The organism is Nostoc sp. UHCC 0870 (assembly GCF_022063185.1).
In the GTDB taxonomy this organism is placed as follows: Bacteria; Cyanobacteriota; Cyanobacteriia; order Cyanobacteriales; family Nostocaceae; genus Trichormus.
The window spans coordinates 844,836-865,555 of sequence record NZ_CP091913.1; the positions used below are offsets into that span (position 1 = coordinate 844,836).

At 41.8% G+C, this 20,720-nt stretch carries 17 protein-coding genes; 10 read left to right on the top strand and 7 right to left on the bottom strand.

Annotated features, from left to right (window positions below; all coding sequences use genetic code 11):
* Positions 1-119: 119 nt before the first annotated feature.
* From lpxD to L6494_RS03625, 4 genes are all read right to left on the bottom strand, one after another.
* Entirely contained in the window at positions 120-1,181 is a 1,062-nt protein-coding gene (lpxD, locus tag L6494_RS03610) for a UDP-3-O-(3-hydroxymyristoyl)glucosamine N-acyltransferase (RefSeq protein ID WP_237991491.1), read from the bottom strand.
* Positions 1,182-1,351: 170 nt separating this feature from the next.
* The gene (locus tag L6494_RS03615) at positions 1,352-3,514 is read right to left on the bottom strand and encodes a GumC family protein (protein ID WP_237991492.1); all 2,163 of its coding nucleotides are present in this window, start codon (positions 3,512-3,514) and stop codon (positions 1,352-1,354) included.
* Positions 3,515-3,714: 200 nt separating this feature from the next.
* Positions 3,715-4,944 (bottom strand): NAD(P)/FAD-dependent oxidoreductase, encoded by a 1,230-nt coding sequence (locus L6494_RS03620; RefSeq protein ID WP_237991493.1) that lies wholly within the window; start codon positions 4,942-4,944, stop codon positions 3,715-3,717.
* A gap of 279 nt (positions 4,945-5,223) precedes the next feature.
* A complete protein-coding gene (locus L6494_RS03625) occupies positions 5,224-5,418 on the bottom strand; it encodes a hypothetical protein (protein WP_237991494.1) in 195 nt (64 codons plus the stop codon).
* A gap of 374 nt (positions 5,419-5,792) precedes the next feature.
* Between L6494_RS03625 and L6494_RS03630 the strand changes: the two genes are divergently transcribed.
* The gene (locus tag L6494_RS03630) at positions 5,793-6,350 is read left to right on the top strand and encodes an SRPBCC family protein (RefSeq protein WP_237991495.1); all 558 of its coding nucleotides are present in this window, start codon (positions 5,793-5,795) and stop codon (positions 6,348-6,350) included.
* A 116-nt stretch (positions 6,351-6,466) separates the two neighbouring features.
* Here L6494_RS03630 and L6494_RS03635 read toward each other — a convergent pair whose 3' ends face one another.
* On the bottom strand, positions 6,467-6,736 hold the full coding sequence (locus L6494_RS03635) for a hypothetical protein (RefSeq protein WP_237991496.1): 270 nt from the start codon (positions 6,734-6,736) through the stop codon (positions 6,467-6,469).
* A gap of 418 nt (positions 6,737-7,154) precedes the next feature.
* Here L6494_RS03635 and L6494_RS03640 point away from each other — a divergent pair, with 418 nt between their 5' ends.
* Complete coding sequence (locus L6494_RS03640) at positions 7,155-10,028, top strand: cyclic nucleotide-binding domain-containing protein (protein WP_237991497.1); 2,874 nt, start codon at positions 7,155-7,157, stop codon at positions 10,026-10,028.
* 125 nt (positions 10,029-10,153) lie between these two features.
* On the opposite strand, the gene clpB is transcribed toward L6494_RS03640, so the two are convergent.
* A complete protein-coding gene (gene clpB / locus L6494_RS03645; protein ID WP_237991498.1) occupies positions 10,154-12,772 on the bottom strand; it encodes an ATP-dependent chaperone ClpB in 2,619 nt (872 codons plus the stop codon).
* A gap of 232 nt (positions 12,773-13,004) precedes the next feature.
* Between clpB and L6494_RS03650 the strand changes: the two genes are divergently transcribed.
* From L6494_RS03650 to L6494_RS03680, 7 genes are all read left to right on the top strand, one after another.
* Positions 13,005-13,379, top strand: coding sequence for a hypothetical protein (locus L6494_RS03650; RefSeq protein ID WP_237991499.1), 375 nt, complete (start codon positions 13,005-13,007; stop codon positions 13,377-13,379).
* An 81-nt stretch (positions 13,380-13,460) separates the two neighbouring features.
* Positions 13,461-13,718 carry a TIGR02450 family Trp-rich protein gene (locus tag L6494_RS03655; protein ID WP_237995789.1) on the top strand — a complete coding sequence of 86 codons (258 nt, stop codon included), beginning with the start codon at positions 13,461-13,463 and terminating at the stop codon, positions 13,716-13,718.
* A 541-nt stretch (positions 13,719-14,259) separates the two neighbouring features.
* Positions 14,260-15,126, top strand: coding sequence for a ferredoxin:protochlorophyllide reductase (ATP-dependent) iron-sulfur ATP-binding protein (gene bchL, locus L6494_RS03660; protein ID WP_237991500.1), 867 nt, complete (start codon positions 14,260-14,262; stop codon positions 15,124-15,126).
* 28 nt (positions 15,127-15,154) lie between these two features.
* Positions 15,155-15,865, top strand: coding sequence for a DUF5331 domain-containing protein (locus L6494_RS03665; protein WP_237991501.1), 711 nt, complete (start codon positions 15,155-15,157; stop codon positions 15,863-15,865).
* Positions 15,866-16,033: 168 nt separating this feature from the next.
* The gene (locus L6494_RS03670; RefSeq protein WP_237991502.1) at positions 16,034-17,437 is read left to right on the top strand and encodes a ferredoxin:protochlorophyllide reductase (ATP-dependent) subunit N; all 1,404 of its coding nucleotides are present in this window, start codon (positions 16,034-16,036) and stop codon (positions 17,435-17,437) included.
* A gap of 201 nt (positions 17,438-17,638) precedes the next feature.
* A complete protein-coding gene (locus L6494_RS03675) occupies positions 17,639-18,001 on the top strand; it encodes a hypothetical protein (RefSeq protein ID WP_237991503.1) in 363 nt (120 codons plus the stop codon).
* 5 nt (positions 18,002-18,006) lie between these two features.
* Positions 18,007-18,438 carry an HNH endonuclease gene (locus tag L6494_RS03680; protein WP_190707667.1) on the top strand — a complete coding sequence of 144 codons (432 nt, stop codon included), beginning with the start codon at positions 18,007-18,009 and terminating at the stop codon, positions 18,436-18,438.
* Positions 18,439-18,571: 133 nt separating this feature from the next.
* On the opposite strand, the gene L6494_RS03685 is transcribed toward L6494_RS03680, so the two are convergent.
* Positions 18,572-19,621, bottom strand: a complete 1,050-nt coding sequence (locus tag L6494_RS03685; RefSeq protein ID WP_237991504.1) for an anti-sigma factor antagonist — start codon at positions 19,619-19,621, stop codon at positions 18,572-18,574.
* A gap of 193 nt (positions 19,622-19,814) precedes the next feature.
* Between L6494_RS03685 and L6494_RS03690 the strand changes: the two genes are divergently transcribed.
* On the top strand, positions 19,815-20,609 hold the full coding sequence (locus tag L6494_RS03690) for a 7-carboxy-7-deazaguanine synthase QueE (protein ID WP_237991505.1): 795 nt from the start codon (positions 19,815-19,817) through the stop codon (positions 20,607-20,609).
* The last annotated feature ends 111 nt before the right edge of the window (positions 20,610-20,720 follow it).

A 20,720-nucleotide genomic window follows, 5' to 3' on the forward strand; every position in this document is an offset into this window, starting at 1 on the left:
AACCAATTTTAGATTTTGAATTTTAGATTTTAGTAGGGGCGAGTTCACAGATATCCTCAATTATTCACGATGATTCGGGTAAACCCGCCCCTACTTCACTTTAATTTTTAATTTTTAATTTATTTCTCCCCACTCTCTATTCCCTTAAACTGACGTTGCAGTTGTCTAAAAAATTGATACATTTCTGGCAAGCGGCTGTAAATACCAGCAACTTTGAGATATGTCCTGTGGGGAACAGCAGGAGTACCGGAAACAACGTCTCCTGGTGCAACATCGTGGAGGATACCGCTTTGAGCCGACGCAATTGAGCCATCACCCATTTTCGCTTGATTGGCTATTCCGACTTGTCCAGCTAAAATCACACGATCGCCTAATTGTACTGCTCCAGCCATGCCAGTTTGAGCAGCGATCGCACAACCTGAACCAATTTGACAACCATGAGCAATCTGCACTAAGTTATCAATTTTGGTATCGTACCCTATCCTGGTTTCCCCGACGGCTGGGCGGTCAACGGTAGTATTACAACCTATTTCTACACGATCTTCTAAGACTACATAGCCGGATTGCTCCATTTTGAACCAACCAGTCCGGGTTGGGACAAAGCCAAAACCCTCTGCACCAATGACAGCACCGCTATGAATGACGCAATCTGCACCGATTTGGCTACGTTCTTCGATGGTACAGTTAGCGTGTAAGGTGGTGCGATCGCCTATCTTCACATCGGGATAAATGACGACGTTGGGATGAATAATCACACTGTCACCGATTTCTGCTCTTTCCTGAATCACAGCATGGGGGCCAATGTAGACATTTTCACCAATTTTTGCTGTGGGGTGAATGACTGCTGTAGGATGAATTGCTGGGCTGGGACAGTATGGTTGATAAAATATAGCGATCGCTTTGGCAAATAACAATCTTGGTTCTTTTGTCGCTACCCAAGCTATCCCTCGTTCTTCTGCTTGAGCTTGTATCGTTTGATCATGAGGCAAAATTAAAGCACTAGCACTTGTCGTATGAATAAAAGAGGCAAATTTTCCACCTTCTACGTAGCTTAAAATACCAGTTTTTGCGTCTTCAATGGCCGCTACCCCTATAAGTTCTGGGTCATGATTTTGATTGATGTTCAGACTATGGTCGATGGCAATTTCACCGAATTGGTGTATGATTTCGCTGAATTTCATATTTGCGTATTTATTTAGTAGTTTTCTCGGTAAAAGCAAGATTATACAAATTTTGCAGCAATGCAATTATGCTGGGGCAGACCAACAGGGAAAGCCTATCTCTGCTACGCAATGCTACCGCGAACGTACCTTTAGGTCGAGGAGTTGCAATATTTTCACCTCAAATCGTTCTAGGAATCTCTTTTACTACTTCCTAGCAAGTTCAACCGCCTTAAAGGACTAGATAGGAAGGATTGCTTCTCATCAATGGGATAGCGATAATATTTTTCTGTCTCGGTTGTCATACCATTGACTACTAATCCCAGAATGGGTATCCGGTTTTGATTGAGTTCTGATACTGCTCTTTGCAAAGATTCTTTGAGTGTGACGCTGGGGCGTGTAGTCATGATGACTCCATCACTATATTGACTCAGGGTGGAAGCATCAGCACAAACCCCCAGAGGCGGCGTGTCAATAATGACTAAATCGTAGTGTAATGCGGCTTCAGCTACTAGGGACTTCATTGCTTGTGATTCCAGCAACTGCGAAGGTCTACCATGTAATTCACCACAAGTCAAGACAAAAAGGTTCTCAATATCTGTTGACTGTGCTGCACTTAGTAATGATCTATTCCCATTAAGGACATCGGTAATCCCTGGTTTGGGAGGTAAGTTAAACAGTGTATGCTGCACAGGTCTACGCAAATCTGCATCGATGATGAGTGTGCGGCGAGATAGCATGGCTGCAACAGCACCTAAGTGTGACACCACGACTGATTTACCTTCTCCAGAAATGGTACTGCTTACCACGACAATGTGCAATTTGTCAGTGTTGCGAAACTCTAAATTTTTGAAGAGCATCCGGTAAGGCTCAACTAAGCCTACATCGTCTAAGAATTTTTCGGCTGGTTCGAGGGTGAGCTTGGTAGCAGGGAGGCGTGGTAAAATTCCCAGTAGTGGTAACTTAAGTAGTTCCTCTGCGTCTGCAACATCATAGAGTCTGTTATCCATTAACTCTAATAGCAGCACTATTCCAGTAGCTAGAATACTACCAAAGAACATAGCGATAACTAACACAACCGATCGCTTGGGATAGGCAGAAGCAGTTGGGGCTTGAGCTACTTCGATGATTCTGAGGTTACTTACCTTTTGCACTTCCGCAATCCGTGCTTCTTCTAGCTTGCTTTGTAGCAATTTCAAAGACTCGGCCGCTTCCTCCCGTTGGCGGGTAAGCATGGTGAGTGGTTGTTGTCTGAGAGGTAATATTGTTAAACGAGCCTGGAGGTCAGTTCTCATAGACTGAACTGCTCGGAGCTTATTTTCAACTGCCAGAAGCTCCACTTCGTTAGTAATTAGTTGAGTGGTAAGATTTTGACTGATTTGATCAGATGCCACATCAGCAGAAGAGACGCTTTGATTTTCCGGTGAGACCCGACCCACTTGCTCTGCATATAAACTCCGAATCTGATCTCGCTGTCCTATTAGGGATAAAACTCTGGGGTGATTCTCTGTAAACTGTAAACGAGCTTCTATGAGTTGAGTTTCTAATTCTGTTAATTTAGCTCTTAAGGCTTTGAGTTGTTCATCTTGACCGCTACGTACTGATGTATAGGCGTTGTTGATGTTTTTAGTAGCAGTAAGTTTTCTCAGGGAATCATGCCGCGATCGCGCTTCTTGTACTTGAGCTAATAATATCCGTTCTTGGTCTTCTATATTCTTTAAACTCTCGACTAAGCTCCGAGTTTGGTCAGTATCTGCAATAACACCACTTTGCTGTCTATATTTAGACTCCGCCACTTCTGCTTTTTGCAGGCGATTACGAGCTAGTGGTACTTCTTTTTCGAGAAATTGCCTGACTTTAGTAGCTTGTGAGCTAATGACTTGAATATTTTCCTCAACCATCGCTTGAGAAACAGCATTTAGCACTTCAGCTGCAAACTCAGGATTTTGGTTATAATAACTCACTTCCAGAATGTTAGTAGCCGGTAAAATGCTGACCTTCAAGGAAGAAGTAATATCTGTAGGTTTTATCTGAATTGGATTGGCACTATTTTTGTTTTGGGAAACAAGCTTTTCTATCGCCTTATCCAAAACCGCCTGTGATTTGACTAACTCTGCTTGATCTGCTAGGGAGTGACTACCACGTCCTACAACTGAAGGTTGTGTTAAATCACGTCCTAATTCTGAAATGTTCACACCTTTGGCATCAACCATCAATCTCGCTGATGTTTCATAAAAACGCGGAGTTACAGCCAGGTAAGCAACTGATGCGCCAATCACAGCCGCTAAGGTAGACAAAGCTGGCAAACCTCTGCGTTGTAATACTGCTAATAAGGTTGAAATACCTTTTCCCATTAACTATACCTTCATTTATTTCAAATCGGACTATCCAGCTTGGTTAAATAGTATTAACTGCTGAGTATGATACCTGATGACACTTGACTTTATGAAAAATAGGTGACAGGTGACAGGTGATAGGGAAAAGGGAAAAGGGAGAATTTTTTCTCAGTTCCCCATTCCCTATTCATTACTCATTACTCATTACTCAGCACTCGCTACTCAGCACTCATCGCATTTCCTGCCAAATAAGCTGTTGTCCAAGCACTTTGAAAGTTAAATCCACCAGTCACGCCGTCTATGTCAAGAATCTCTCCAGCGAAGTAAAGTCCAGGAACTAGCTTACTTTCCATAGTTTTGAAGTTGATTTCTTGAAGATTCACACCGCCACAGGTGACAAATTCTTCTTTAAAGACTCCTTTACCCTCAATTAAGTATTTTCCCTGTGTCAGTTCTTGTACTAACAAATTTAAAGTTTTATTAAGTAATTCTGCCCAACGGTCATCTGTGGTGATACCTACACGATTAATGATGTATTGCCAGAGACGATGAGGTAAATCAACGCCACGATGCAAGGCGATCGCTTTTTTTCCCCATTCATTCTTAACGGCTAAGATTTTTTGCCGGACTTCTTCTTGTGTGAGTTCGGGAAACCAGTTTACTAATAAACTAGCTTGATAGTGGTGTTCGTGCAGCAGTCTTGCACCCCAAGCCGAAAGCTTCAGCACAGCCGGGCCACTTAAACCCCAGTGAGTGATGAGTAATGGCCCTGTTTGTTCTAGTGGCGGCTGCTCCCCAACACATAACCGCAAACGTACAGGGTTAACACTAATCCCAGCTAACGCCCGCAGTTTTGCTTCAGGGATATTGAATGTAAATAATGATGGGACTGGGGATTCGATATGATGTCCCAATTCTTTGGCGATTTTATAACCGATGTGACTACTACCGGTTGCTAAGAGCAGGCGATCGCATCTAATTATCTCACCGGACTTTAAACTTACCTCAAATTCATTACTGAGTCGTTTGACACCAACTACAACTACCCCAGTCCAAATTTCTACACCCTCGGCTGTGGCGGTATTCATCAGACAGTTCACAATTGTTTCTGAACTATCTGTAATGGGAAACATCCTACCATCAGCTTCTGTTTTAAGTTGCACTCTGTGGGCATTAAACCAAGCTACGGTATCTTGAGCTTGAAAGCGGCTAAAAGCACCACGCAAAGCTTTACCGCCCCTAGGATAATTTTGTACTAGTGTTTGTGGTTCAAAGCAAGCATGAGTGACGTTACAGCGTCCCCCACCAGAAATGCGGACTTTAGCCAACGGTTGACGACTGGCTTCGAGTAAAGTAATTTGGGCTTGAAGGTTGGATTCGGCACAAGCGATCGCCCCAAAAAATCCTGCGGCCCCACCGCCGATAACTACAATTTTTAAAGGTAGCAATTTTTAAAACATCTCTACATGATCATCTACTATCTAGGCTAGTACAGAAGAAACATCAGGGACAGGGGACAGGGGACAGGGAACAGGTGACAGGTGACAGGTGACAGGGAAATTTTCAGAGTGAGATGTGTTGCTTTCACTGGTGGTTAGTGCCGTGTGCAGTATTGTATTATTGGTTGATTTTGTTCTGGTCTGTAAATATCTTTAACAGCAGTTCATCATCAACACACCAGTCTGATTGCATAAAAACAATCAAACAAAATCTATTTCGATATATATTTAGAAACGCCACCATGTTTTTTGGACATAGGAAATTAGACCTATGGCGATCGCCCCCAGCAATAATAGTAAAATGACCCCCCCAGGAATAAAGGTGATCAGACCAAAGCCCCTGAGTAGCCAGACAGCTATACCAATGCCCAGAAAAACACCAAAAGCTTGAGTTAATAGGCGGTTTAAGAAAGATTGATTCATGCTATTTACCTCTCAATTTACAATTTTCTGTTCATTGACAGAGTAACAAGAATTGTCATAGATTTTTGCCGATGCCAATGTCTATAGAATATTGTATATAGATAGGATTTGTGACCTTTGAGGATTTCTAGGATAAATTTTTTGTAAAGCACTAGTCTGATTTTTGATACTACTTAAGTGTAAATTAATATTTGTAGTGAGAAATACGGATTTTTTCGTCAAATTTCAGAATAATTACAACACATAATTAATTCCAAAACCCTGGTGTAGGAAACTAGAATTATATATTGATGAGGTTGTACTTCACCCCGTTAAAGGGTTTGTAGTCACAACCTATGCAGATGGTGATGTTGAGGAGTAAGGGAAAGAAATTTATGTCTGTAATCGATATCTCAGACCCGGTGATGACAGGTTCAGGTATAACTTGGAATCAAGAACAGCAACAGCTAATGTTGCAGGGTGAAATTTTAGTCCAATCGCGATCGCATACTGTCTTTGGTGGTGCAGTCAGTGCTTGTATGTACTTACCAATGGTGCGATCGCAGGTATGGCAACAAATCACTGATTACCCCCGTTGGGTACAATACTTTCCAGACATTACTAAAAGCGAAGTTTTACAACGGGGTGAAGTCAAACGCCTGTACCAATCCGCACAGAAAGCATTTTTATTTTTGACCGCTCAAGTAGAAATTTACCTCAACGTTGTAGAAGTGCTAGGACAACAAATTCAATTCCGCATGGAGAAAGGTAGTTTTGTTGAATTTGCTGCTAATATTGAGTTAAAAGACTGTGATCATGGGACTTTACTAGCTTATAGTGTCCAAGCTATCCCAAATATTCCCATCCCGGCGATGTTTATTCAACAAGCCATGAACTTTGAATTGCCTGCAAATATGCGTAAAATGCGACAAGTGATTTGTCAAAATAGATAATAATGTCCCAGGTACAGGCAATTTTATAATTTTGAATTTCCCGTACCACTTCGTGGAAACAAGCTACAGGACGCTTTCTCTAGGGCAAGAAAAAGCGTCTTAATATTTAATTAAACCTAAACTTGAGTTAATTCCAGCAACTTTCTTTGTTTTGATAAACTCAGCGAATCATTATATAAACTAGGCTCACTTTCAAACCATACATGAGTTAATTCATATTCAGTAAATTTATAACCAAGACTAGCTGCAAAATTCACTATTTTGGTTGTGTCCCAATGCCAACTGCTTAACAGACCTCTGTTACAGCATTTATTAAAGTATGCTTCATAAATAGATGTTTCTGACATCAAAACTTCATAAAAAGCATTAACTTGCTGTAACGACATAATATTTTATCCCCGAAATTTTTATTTTTGTATTTAATAAGACCTACATTTATTCACTGGAATATTCCGGTTTGAACCTCCCAGCATTAAAAAGTCTTTATTTATTTGAAAAAATAAAATTAATGGCATAAAAATTCATCTAGCCTCAGTAGAAATTTTGTTGAAGCTTTAGTATCTTTATTTACTATAAAATCTTGTAAATACCTAGTAATTAGACAGTACTGTCACTTAATCTTAATGTATATATTTTCAAGATTTCAACGGTATTTAATGTATATATTCTCAAACTTAAAACTGTACAAATAAGCACAAATATCAGCCAGTAACGAGCAATTAAAACAATTTTTACTCAAGCTTCTTTTTGGTTAAAATCTCCATTAAAGTGTTTTAACCGACATTCTGCACCCAAAGCTGTCACATGAAAAACGAATCTTTTTTTAACCAAAATTTATCTATGCTTGCGTTTGCACAACTATCTGAGCGGCGAATGCACTGGATTCGTTGGATACTGACAATCGCATGGCTTTTCATCATTGCATCGTTATTCTACGATCCTTGGACTCCGGCACTGACAACACGCAATCATCCTTGGAGTCCTTTACGGTTGCCAGATGAGTGTATTGCAGTACAAGGAAAATGCTTAGTTGAACAGCCCTATCCTTTAGCTACTACTTTGTTTTGGGGGGCGATCCTTCCTGCTGCGATCTTCATTCTCTTGGTGTTTGGACATGAAGTATGGCGACGTATTTGCCCCTTATCCTTTTTGTCTCAAATTCCTCGTGCATTGGGTTGGCAACGGCAACTCAAACGGGAAAATGCAAAGACAGGTAAAATTCGCTACGAGCTGGTAAAAGTGAAGCAGGATTCCTGGTTGGGGAAAAATTATCCCTACATCCAGTTTGGCTGGCTCTTTGTGGGATTATGCGGACGGATTTTGTTTTTTAATGCAGATCGCCTGGTGCTGGCATTGTGGTTACTATTAACGATCGCGCTTGCCATCACCGTTGGCTATCTCTACGGTGGTAAATCTTGGTGCAATTACTTCTGCCCAATGGCCTCGGTGCAGCGCATTTATAGCGAACCCGGAGGTTTATTCACCAGTAAAGCTCATACCAGCGATCGCATAATTACTCAATCCATGTGCCGTACAGTTTTACCGGATGGCAAAGAACAGAGTACCTGTGTGGCCTGTCAAAATCCCTGTATTGATATTGACTCTGAGAGAGCCTACTGGGATGGTTTGAACAAATCTGAAGAATCAGTACTGCGATACGGCTATGTAGGGTTAGTAATTGGCTATTTTGTCTACTACTATCTGTATGCCGGCAATTGGAACTATTACTTCTCCGGTGCATGGGCGCGGCAACCTGATCAACTAGCATCTTTATTGAGTCCTGGATTCTATCTATTTGGACAAGCGATTCATATTCCCAAGCTGATTGCTGTTCCTCTAACGCTAGGTGGTGCTACTGTGATCAGCTATCAGTTGGGTTGTTGGATAGAAAAAAGAGCAAAAGCTTATACCCGGAATCGCAGTCTGAAATTGAGTGCAGAAATCATCCGACATCGAATTTTTACGCTTTGTACCTTTGGAATTTTTAATTTTTTCTTTATTTTTTCTGGTCGTCCTCTAATTCAACTTCTGCCACTTTGGGGTCAATACATTTATGATTTGGGTCTTGTCTTGCTAAGTACGCTTTGGGTCTATAAAACGTGGCAACGCAGTTCTGACCTGTATTCGAGAGAGAATTTAGCTAGTCGTTTCCGCAAGCAGTTAGAGAAATTGCAGCTGAATATTTCACAGTTTTTAGAAGGACGTTCCTTAAGTGATTTAAACACCCATGAAGTCTACATTTTGGCACGAGTTTTACCAGGCTTTACCAGACAGAAGCGGCATGAAGCTTACAAGGGCGTTGTTCGAGAATCATTGGAAGAAGGATATGTTAACTACTCCAGTAGCTTAGAAGTTTTACAGCAATTGCGGCAGGAATTAAGTATTACCGATGATGAACACCGGGAAGTATTAGAAGAACTTGGTATTGAAGATCCAGAACTACTCAATCCCTCTCGTAAACGAAGTTTGGAGAATCAAATTCGCTTGAGTGGCTATCGCAAATCGCTGGAGCGACTGATATTATTGCAGAAAAAACAAATTGGTAGTTTCGGAAGCAGTGGTTTGAATACGCTTATGGGAGAAAAAACAGCCGAAATTAGTGCTTTGGGTCGCCAATATTCAATCACCGCTCAGGAAGAAACTTGGATTTTGAGCGGAATTTCTCCAGAAGCCGGAAACCTCCGTAGAGCGGAGTTTTTGCTGGCTCAATTACCCCCTTTAATCTCCTGCTATAGCGCACTCCATCAACCGATTCTACATAAGCATAGAGACGTTTTGATGCTATTGCGAGACAGCATTCATCATAAACAGGAATTGATTGTGCGAAGCATTCTAGGAATGCTCGAAACACTGCAAGCTGATGCAGTCGGCATCTCTCTTGCCAAAGCTTTAGGACAGTTAGCTCCAGTGATTTTGGCAGAGCTATTGGAACTTAAGAACTGGAGGGATCAAGTGCATCCAGATGTCTTGGAGAGTTTAACTTCACTACAAGGACAATCCAGTAGTTGCTCGCTAGATTATTCTCCCGAAGTAATCTTGGGGTTTTTAGAACCCCTGCTCTATGATCATAATCCCCTGATTCAAACAGCCTGTCTTTACATCATTGCCCAACTTGACCTTCAGCAAAGTAAGGCGATCGCCCGTGATGTTTGCAATGACCAAAACTCACCTTTATTTCGAGAAACTGCGAAAATTCTTCTATCCCTATCTGAGAAGGATCTACCTCTTACAAGATTTCCCATGTTAGAGAAAGTGGTGCATCTATTCAACAGTGATTTCTTTCACCGAATGCACAGCGAAACCTTAATTGCCCTGGCCAATCGCGCCGAGGTAAGAACCTACTCCACCAACGAGGTGATTACAGAAGCAGGCGACATTTGCCGAGAACTGCTGCTGTTAATTGAAGGAAATGCCAAAATTCACTTCTATATAAACGACCAAGAGGTGCGAGTAGAGAAACTTCATCCAGGGCAAACGCTAGATGAGTTAGAGGTCTTGGCGCATAGCGACTCAAACAACACCATCATTGCTGACGATAAAATCACGCGCATTTTGGCAGTTTCTGTTGATACCTTTGATGATTTTCTGGATCTTGATCGCGATTTTGCTCGCCGTGTTTTGGAGATGGAAAGTCGTCAACTCCAGAGATTTATGCAATCGTTTCAAACTTTAACATAGAGAGCGGGTAAGGGTTGAAAGTCGCCTCTCTTCCCTCCCCTAAGAACCCCTTGCATAATTAAGCATAACCATTGCTGCTGCAACATCCCTATTACATTGGTAGTTACATTTTTCGCAATCTTCACCTAACTACTAAACACCTCGATAGGTAAACGGCTAAAAGACAACCTCTCATTCTGCACATCGACAAAAATCGTATCCCCGTCATTAAACTCACCGCGCAAAATTGACTTAGCAATTTGCGTTTCCAACTCGCGCTGAATCGCCCGCTTCAGTGGACGCGCCCCAAACACTGGGTCATATCCTACTTCAGCTAAAAAGTCAAGGGCAGCATCAGAGAGTCGCAAAGACATCTTACGATCGCCTAATCTTTGTCTCAATCTCTCAACTTGTAACTGGACAATCTGCCGTAGTTCTCTCTTATCCAAACCGTGGAAGATAATAATCTCATCAATCCGGTTGAGGAACTCAGGACGGAAACTATTTCTCATCGCTTCCATCACCCGATGACGCATTTCATCGTAGCGGGAATCATCCCCAGCCACATCGAGAATGTACTGTGAACCAATATTGCTAGTCATAATAATAATTGTGTTCTTAAAGTCCACAGTATGACCTTGGGCATCGGTAACACGACCATCATCAAGAATTTGCAGGAAAATATTAAACACATCGGGGTGTGCTTTCTCAATTTCGTCAAAGAGAATCACGGCGTAAGGACGGCGACGAATGGCTTCAGTTAGTTGTCCCCCTTCTTCGTAACCTACATAACCAGGAGGCGCACCAATTAGCCGAGAAACGGCGTGTTTCTCCATATATTCCGACATATCAATTCGCACTAATGATTCTTCAGTGTCGAACATATACGCCGCCAACGCCTTGGCTAACTCAGTTTTACCTACGCCTGTAGGGCCAAGGAAAACAAAGCTGGCTGTGGGACGATTCGGATCAGCCAAACCAGCCCGCGATCGCTGAATCGCATCGGCTACAGCTGTAACTGCTTCCGATTGTCCAATCACACGGTTATGGAGTTCGTCTTCTAAGTGCAGCAGTTTCTCTTTCTCAGATTCCACTAACTTGCTGATGGGTATCCCCGTCCACTTAGAAATAATTTCCGCAATATCAGCTTCGGTGACTTCCTCCCGCAACAGAGATTTACCTGTACCTTGGGCTTGGGCCAGTTCCCGTTCTGTAGCTTCCAATCGCCGGTGCAAGTCGGTTAAAGTGCCATATTTCAACTCCGCCGCCCGGTTGAGGTCGTAATTTCTCTCTGCTTGTTGAATTTCTAAGTTAACTTTGTCAATTTCTTCTTTGACAGACTGAAGTTTATTGATAACATCCTTTTCAGACTGCCATTGGGTATTGAGGGTTCTTTGTTCCTCTTTAAGATCCGCCAGTTCTTTTTCCAGTCTTTCTAAACGCTCGCGGGAAGCTGGATCACTTTCTTTTTGCAAAGATAGTTTCTCCATTTCCAACTGCAAAATCTTGCGGTCGATTTCGTCGAGTTCTTCCGGCTTAGAGGTAATTTCCATCTTCAGCCTAGCGGCGGCTTCGTCTACCAAGTCAATGGCTTTATCAGGTAAGAAGCGATCGCTAATATACCGACTAGACAATGTAGCAGCAGCCACCAAAGAACTATCAGAAATTTTTACCCCGTGGTGGACTTCATACCGTTCCTTCAACCCCCGCAAAATCGAAATTGTATCTTCAACGCTGGGCTGACCTACATAAACTTGCTGAAAGCGTCTTTCTAAAGCGGCATCTTTCTCTATATATTTACGATATTCATCTAAAGTTGTCGCCCCGATACAACGCAACTCACCCCGCGCCAACATCGGTTTTAACAAGTTACCCGCATCCATTGCGCCTTGAGTTGCACCCGCGCCGACAACGGTATGAATTTCATCGATAAATAAAACTATATTCCCGCCAGATTCAGTGACTTCCTTTAATACAGCTTTCAGGCGTTCCTCAAACTCTCCCCGGAATTTTGCCCCCGCAATCAAAGCACCCATATCTAAAGAAATTAACTTGCGGTCTTTGAGAGATTGGGGAACATCACCAGCCACAATACGCTGTGCTAAACCTTCCGCGATCGCAGTTTTACCCACACCCGGTTCACCAATCAACACAGGATTATTTTTAGTACGGCGAGACAGAATTTGGATCGTGCGGCGAATCTCATCATCCCGCCCAATGACTGGATCAAGTTGACCTTTGCGGGCTGCTTCAGTGAGGTCGCGCCCGTACTTTTCCAGTGATTGGTACTTCCCTTCTGGATTTTGATCAGTCACTTTCTGACTCCCACGAACTTGTTTAATAATATTTTTTAGATTGCTTTCGTCTAACCCGAATTCTTGAAATAAACCCTTACCCAAGCGATCGTCTTTAGCGTAAGCCAGCAATAAGTGTTCAATAGAAATATATTCGTCTTTAAAATCTTTACGATATCCCTCAGCACGGTCTAAGAGTGTATCCAAACTCCGCCCCAAGTAAACAGAAGTGCTGTTACCTGAGACTTTCGGTTGACGTTGGATAAATTGTTCAGTGCGATCGGTAATTTTTTGTAAGTTCACACCCGCTTTAGTCAAAATCCCGCCAGCCAGACCTTCTTGTTCCAGCAAGGCTTTCATCAGGTGTTCGCTTTCTATCTGCTGCTGTTGATGCTGTTTAGCAATGTCAGGAGTGTGGGCGATCGCTTCCCAGGCTTTTTCTGTAAATTGGTTCGGATTAGTCGGTTGCATAGGCTGATTGAGGAACGTAGACGCGCAAATGCAGATAGAACAATAGTTATTCTTTGTTCTTATATGGTTATTTTATGAATAGTCGCACAACTAGCTAGATCGGTCTTCACGTCTTCATCAGGTAGTAGTATTACCTTTTCTCTCTTTCCTGTTAATTCTCCACGTCAAGAGAAAATTTTTCTTACCCAATCCCCAATCCCCATAATCCCAAGTTGCATAGTGGTTACTAAAGATGATAGATCCTTATGACTTTGAAGATGATGAATTTGACTTTGAGGATGAAGATGTATTTAAAATGAAACGTCTGCGAGACATGACAGAAGGAGAAAAATTGCAGCGATTCAAAAGATTTTTCGACAGTAGCAGCCGCGCCATGTTGCAAAACTGCCTATTTCGCATCGTCAATCATGAAGATGGTACAGGCACATTAGAAATTCTCTGTCCCAATGAAATCGTTCAACAACGCCTCAGCAAAAAAAAGCGCAAAATCACCAACAACATAGATACCTGTTGGCATCATATTAAATCCTTTTCCCTATGTATCGAGCAAGAAGGTAAACTTTACTGTCAAAAATTCACCCTCAATGGCGACTTGATCACACCTTAAGTAAAGCATTTCATGACTCCGCGTACCTCCGCGCACCTCCGCGCATACCTCCGCGTTCCTCTGCGTTTAAAATCTCAACCCATGCCTAAAAAACAAAAATTTCCTTACCTAGTAGGTTCTAAATGGACAGCAACCACAAAAATAGACGGTTGGAGACACTTTCAAGTTGTCAACCGCAAAAATCAAGCTAAATGGGTTTATGCGGAGATGGTAGCGGCTTGTGATCCTAATGTCCGTTTTTGGATCAACGCCAAATTATTGCAAGATGGTTTTCAGTGGCAAGCTGGATGGCAATCCCTCAAAGAAATAGAAGCACTTGAAGCTGAACCGAAATTTTAGTCAAGCCTAGATAATATTGGAAAAATTAATATTTTTTTACAAAAAACTTCTATTTCGCTAATCTACATCAGGTCAGCAAACTTTAGATATAGGTATAAGGGGGAGAATAGTTTATTGATCCCTGAGATTTTGCTGTATACCGCTCAGATCACTATATAATTTGCGATCGCCTCCAAGCCAATCAAGTCTAGCCATATCACAATGCTCATCCCAGTCAACTAAATCTATGAAAAATCTTGATAATACGTTATTTTTTCTTTTGTGTTTTGTTACTAATTTTATATATTAAAGACTACAAAAGTTTAAAAATCTGCTTTTTTAAGCAAATATTAGATTTATATATATTTATAAGCTATTATGATTCCAATAAATTTTCATAACCCCATTTAAAGCCGTTTTTTATATTTGCACCCCCTTTCTTTCTCGTGAAATTTCGTCAATAATCACATTCACATACCTCACACATCGCCATCGATTGGCTAGGTGAAGGAAAATGTTTTAGCCACGAGTTTCATAAAAAAACGATAAGAGGCAAACAAAAGTGAAATTAGCAGTTTACGGAAAAGGTGGGATAGGCAAGTCTACAACTAGCTGTAATATCTCCGTCGCCCTAGCCAAACGCGGCAAAAAAGTGCTGCAAATTGGTTGCGACCCCAAACACGACAGCACCTTTACCCTGACTGGATTTTTAATTCCTACAATTATTGATACCCTACAAGAAAAAGACTATCACTACGAAGATGTCTGGCCAGAAGATGTCATTTACAAAGGCTATGGTGGCGTAGACTGCGTAGAAGCTGGTGGACCACCTGCGGGTGCTGGCTGTGGTGGTTATGTCGTCGGCGAAACAGTGAAATTACTGAAAGAACTCAACGCCTTTGATGAGTATGATGTGATCTTGTTTGATGTTTTGGGTGACGTTGTTTGTGGCGGTTTTGCCGCACCCCTCAACTATGCCGATTACTGCCTGATCGTTACCGATAATGGCTTTGATGCCTTGTTTGCCGCCAATCGCATTGCAGCTTCAGTCCGGGAAAAAGCACGGACTCACCCACTGCGTCTAGCTGGATTAATCGGCAACCGTACCTCCAAGCGCGACTTGATTGAAAAGTATATCGAAGCAGTACCAATGCCAGTTTTGGAAGTATTGCCATTAATCGAAGATATCCGGGTGTCTCGCGTCAAGGGTAAAACTTTGTTTGAGATGGCAGAATCTGACCCATCTTTAAACTACGTTTGTGACTTCTACCTCAGCATTGCTGACCAAATTCTCGCGCGTCCTGAAGGAGTCGTACCTAACGATTCTCCAGATCGTGAATTATTTTCTTTATTATCCGATTTTTATTTAAATCCGCATAAACCACAGGTTGCTAATCCTGAAGAGGAATTAGACTTGATGATTGTATAAATCATCTAGTTTCAGGATGGGGGTCAATATGGCTTTCTTTAATAGCTTTACAGATTCGATTAGACAGAAGTGGTTGCAGTTTTTCCAAGCCAATCGTGATTGGATAAAACTCCACATGCAAGTGGAATCAGTGTATACACCTGATGGTGGGAAGCGTCCGCCTTCTTACCTCATCCTGGGGGTTCTGAATGCGCTAGAACCGAAATTAGCGCAGTTAATGTTTCCCTTTGCCAAACTCAATCCTGATGCCGATACCTTAATTGAGGTACTGGATTTAAATTTTGACCCAGACATTGCTCTCGGTAACAGTGTAATTCCTCAAGACGAACGAGATCATCATCAACACCAGTCAAATCTGCCAATGGAAGATAACAATGATGATGAAAGCTTCATTGTTTCTCACACCAATGGTTTTAGTGAAGATACGGATTCTCAAACGCTGATAGTCGGCAACATAGAAGATACCTTCAATGAACTAGAAGCGATCAGCGAAGAAGAAGACGATTTTGATGATGTGTCTTTTGATGTTGCAGCTGCATCAGTCGAAAATTTGCAAGATCAAATGCTTGAGGATCTGAATACACCTGATGAAAATGCTTTCAGTGACGTGTTATCAGATGTCTGGGGTGATGAAACATCCTTGCAAAAGGATGAAGAAAGTAATGATTTCATGGGGGAAGAATTACCAGCAGGCGTTTTTGATGAATCAGAAATTGCCCGTCTCTTCCCCAACGCATAAATATTAACGTTGCTGTTGAATTTAGGGATTGTTAGTTGGTGCTATGTGCCACATACTACAGCGTGAGGCAGTGGGGAGTAAGGAGTAAAATTTATTACTTACAACTCCCCCCTTAGATGCTGACCCTATTTTCACCTGCCTTTAAATATAAAGGGGAGAAAAACCAAAATGACCGTCGCGCAAGAACCAACAGCTTTAAACTTTGAGTGTGAAACTGGAAATTACCACACCTTTTGCCCAATTAGCTGTGTGGCATGGTTATATCAAAAAATAGAAGATAGTTTCTTTTTAGTGATTGGAACTAAGACTTGTGGGTATTTCCTCCAAAACGCGATGGGGGTAATGATTTTTGCAGAACCCCGCTATGCAATGGCAGAGTTAGAAGAAGGGGATATTTCGGCACAACTGAAGGACTATGAGGAGTTAAAACGATTGTGCGAGCAAATTAAGCGCGATCGCAACCCTAGTGTAATTGTGTGGATTGGCACTTGCACCACTGAAATCATCAAAATGGACTTGGAAGGTCTAGCACCACAGTTAGAAGGCGAACTGGGGATTCCCATTGTTGTGGCGCGTGCTAACGGCTTAGATTACGCCTTCACCCAAGGGGAAGACACCGTTTTAGCTGCAATGGCTAACCGTTGTCCTAGTCAAGTTCCTGTAACGGAAAATGAAAAAAGCGAACGGAACGGCATTCAAAAGCTGCTCAATTTTGGGAAGAAAAAAGAAGATGTAGCTCAAGAAGAATCAGAGTATGTAAATCATCCCCCCTTGGTTCTCTTCGGTTCGCTTCCTGATCCCGTCGTCACTCAGTTAACTTTAGAACTGAAAAAACAAGGTATCAAAGTTTCCGGCTGGCTACCCGCAAAACGCTTCACAGAATTACCAGTGCTGGAAGAAGGATATTATGTCGCTGGTGTCAATCCCTTCCTCAGCCGTACTGCTACTACCTTAATGCGCCGCCGCAAATGTAAACTCATCGGCGCACCCTTCCCCATCGGCCCTGATGGTACTCGCGCTTGGATTGAGAAAATCTGCTCGGTATTTGGTATTACTCCCAAAGGGTTAGATGAACGGGAAGCGCAAATTTGGGAAGGTTTGGAAGAATACGTAAAATTAATTCGCGGTAAGTCTGTATTTTTCATGGGTGACAACTTACTAGAAGTCTCATTAGCACGGTTCTTAGTGCGCTGTGGGATGACTGTTCAGGAGGTTGGTATCCCCTATATGGATAAACGCTATCAAGGGGCTGAGTTGGCAATGTTAGAGAAAGCTTGCCATGAAATGGGCGTACCTGTCCCCACGATTGTAGAGAAGCCAGACAATTACAACCAAGTGCAGCGAATTTATGATTTGAAGCCAGATTTAGTAATTACTGGTATGGCGCACGCTAACCCCTTAGAGGCGCGAGGGATTAATACTAAATGGTCTGTAGAGTTTACCTTTGCTCAAATTCACGGTTTCACTAATGCGCGTGACATTTTAGAGTTGGTAACTCGTCCACTACGTCGTAATAATGAGTTGAAAGATTTGGGTTGGGATAAGTTGGTTAGGGAAGAAGCGAAGATTTAGATTTTAGTTTTGAAATAATTATTTTAGAGGCGAACAAAGTTCGCCTTTTTTGATTTTGTCAAATCACAATACAGTTGGTGTATCAACCAATTTACAGCTTCTATTATTCCATCATAATCATTTTCACTCGCACATCACCATAATCTACATCCGTAACTAAATACAGATACAATCAAAATTAAACGTCTCATCTAGCAGCACATGGCAGAAATTGTCACTCTTCAACTTTCTGAGACATTGGCACAAAAAGCCAAGGCGATCGCCGCTTTCACACATCGGCGTTTAGAAGATGTATTACTAGAATGGATTAACCGCGCCATTACTGAACTACCTGTGGAATCACTACCTGATGAGCAGGTTTTGGCTTTGTGTGATATGCAAATGGAATCTGAGCAACAAGAAATTTTCAGTGATTTATTAGCACGTCAACGAGAGGGACAGTTAACTAATTCAGAAGTTATTCAACTGGATGAACTCATGCAAGTTTACAGACGCGGCTTGGTAAGTAAAGCCAAAGCTCTAAAAGTAGCTGTTGAACGTGGTTTGAAACCTCCACTTAACTGACGGCAATGGCTAGCTTTTATATTCCTGTAGAGATAGAACGTCGTGTCCGTAAAGCTGCTCGGAATCGCTGTGGCTACTGCCTGAGTCCCCAACATTTAGTCATGGCTCGTTTAGAAATTGAACACATTATTCCTATTTCTAAAGGTGGTAGCAATGAAGAGTCAAACTTATGGCTAGCTTGTCCATTATGCAATGCCTACAAAAGTAATAAAACTACAGGGGTAGATCCAGAAACAGGTGAAACAGTAAGATTATTTAACCCCCGTACTCAAGTTTGGTCTGAGCATTTCTATTGGAGTGAAGATGGCTTGCGTATTGTCGGTAAAACATCAACGGGTAGAGCGACGGTTGTAGCTTTACATTTGAGTAATGATCCTGATGCTTTAGAAGTGCGTAGTTATTGGGTAATTGCTGGTTGGCATCCACCAAAAGACTGATATTAAATGAAGATATTTGATTAATAGAACATCAAAAAATATGCCCGAACTTACAATCAGCTTGGGCATAATTATAGATAAATTTTTATTGGTAGTTACAAACTATAACAAAATTACCAATGCAAATAATTGGTTAACAAGCACCACTATTTCTATTAAATAGAATAGTAACAGTCTTGAAAATTAACTGCAAATCATACATTAAACTCCAGTTTTTTTGATATTGCAAATCTAAGCGAATTACATCTTCAAAACTGCTGACTTTAGACCTACCGTTAACTTGCCATTCTCCAGTCATACCGGGTTTAACATCCAAACGCTGCCACTCTGGAACTTCATAGCGTTCTACTTCATCGGGTGTGGGTGGTCTAGTCCCTACCAAACTCATGTCTCCTTGCAAGACGTTCCAAAATTGCGGGAATTCATCTAGGCTAGTGCGACGTAAAAACCTACCTACCCGCGTAATTCTGGGGTCATTTTCATTTTTGAAAAAAGCACCCTGTACTTGATTTTTAACTTGAGATTTTTTCGCCTCTGCATCAACACACATAGAGCGAAATTTCCAAATTTTAAAGCGTTTTCCCATCCAACCACAGCGAATTTGTCCAAAGAAAATGGGGCCGGGATCATCGATTTGGATAGCCACTACAATAGGGATAAATAAAATGCCTGTAATTACCAAACCCACCAAAGCACCAATAATATCTATAAATCGTTTCATCCAAGATGCGACAGATGGATGAGTCGTTGGTAGTTGCTCTACTTTGCGAGCAGATCCCTTCTGCTTGTCTGTGGTATTATCAGCTTCTATTGGTAATGCTTCGCTATTAGACTCAATAGAGAAAACCTTATCTAATCCTGTGAGGTTTAGCACCGCCATAACCTGGGGGGTAACATTCCGCAGGATCATTGCAATTCCTTTTTCTTGGGTAGTTTTATAACTACTCACTAAAGCCCCTAAACCACTACTATCCATGAAAGTAGTTTGCTGAAAATCAATAATGATTTGCTGGGGATGGGTATTTTCTTTGGTTAAATCTTGGCAGGTTTGCTTAAAGCTAACAGCCTCAAGCACGCTTAACCGCGCAGATACCTGCACTATAACCGTTTCATTTAGGGAAGTAACTAGAAAATTTACCTCATTGGGTTGGCTAGTCATGAAGCTCTGCACTTTCGTTGCCATATAAATTTAATCTGCCAAACTTTATTCTGTCCTAGAAAATCACCTAACCTCATGTTAAATAAGCAGTCATAATGACTCATAGTAAGTTTTATAGGATGAGTTAGAGATTGCCTGCACCATTCACAATAGAACAAGAAGTGAAAAATATACTTGTTGTTGCACTGATGCAGCGCGATCGCGTTGCTACTATCCTATGACTGCTAATACTACGGCCGAACCTACTGCACGTCTGATTGAGGTCTTTTCTGCTATTCAAGGGGAAGGACTGAATGTCGGGACACGTCAGATTTTTATTCGCTTTGCTTTTTGTGACTTACGTTGCCACTTTTGTGATAGTGTCCATACTTGGAATGCACCTGATAATTGTAGGATAGAGCGATCGCCCGGATTCCGAGATTTTGAAACTCACCCTAACCCTGTTCCACTCCCAATCTTATTGGCATGGATTGAACGGCAAAATTTACCTTCTCTACACGATAGCATTAGCTTAACTGGAGGAGAACCTCTTCTTCATGCAGGTTTCTTAAAGGAATTTCTGCCCCAACTGCGATCGCTTACTGGTCTACCCATATACTTAGAATCTGGCGGACATCGCCCAGAACAATTGGCAATGATATTACCCTACTTAGATTCTGTAGGTATGGATTTAAAATTGCCCAGTGTCAGTGGTGAATCCTATTGGCAAGAACATATGAAGTTTCTACAAATTTGTTATCCACATCTAGAAACTTTTATTAAAATAATCGTCTCTCAGCATACAGATGTGGCTGAATTGGAACAGGCTGCTTTGTTAGTGGCAGATGTCAGTCCTGATATTCCCGTATTTTTACAACCTGTTACACCTTTAGCTGAGTCTGAGCAATTAACCAAAACCCCTATCCTTGCTCCTACTCCAGAACAGGTTTTAACTTGGCAAGCTTTGATGAGGCGGGTTTTAAAACACGTTCGCGTCGTACCTCAGACACATAAAATGCTCAATCAGCTTTAACAGTTATCAGTTATCAGTTATCAGTTATCAGTTATCAGTCAAGAGTGATGTGTTTATCGTTGGTGAAACACCACACCAATTGGTGGTCGGCGTTGGTGGCGGGTTTAAACC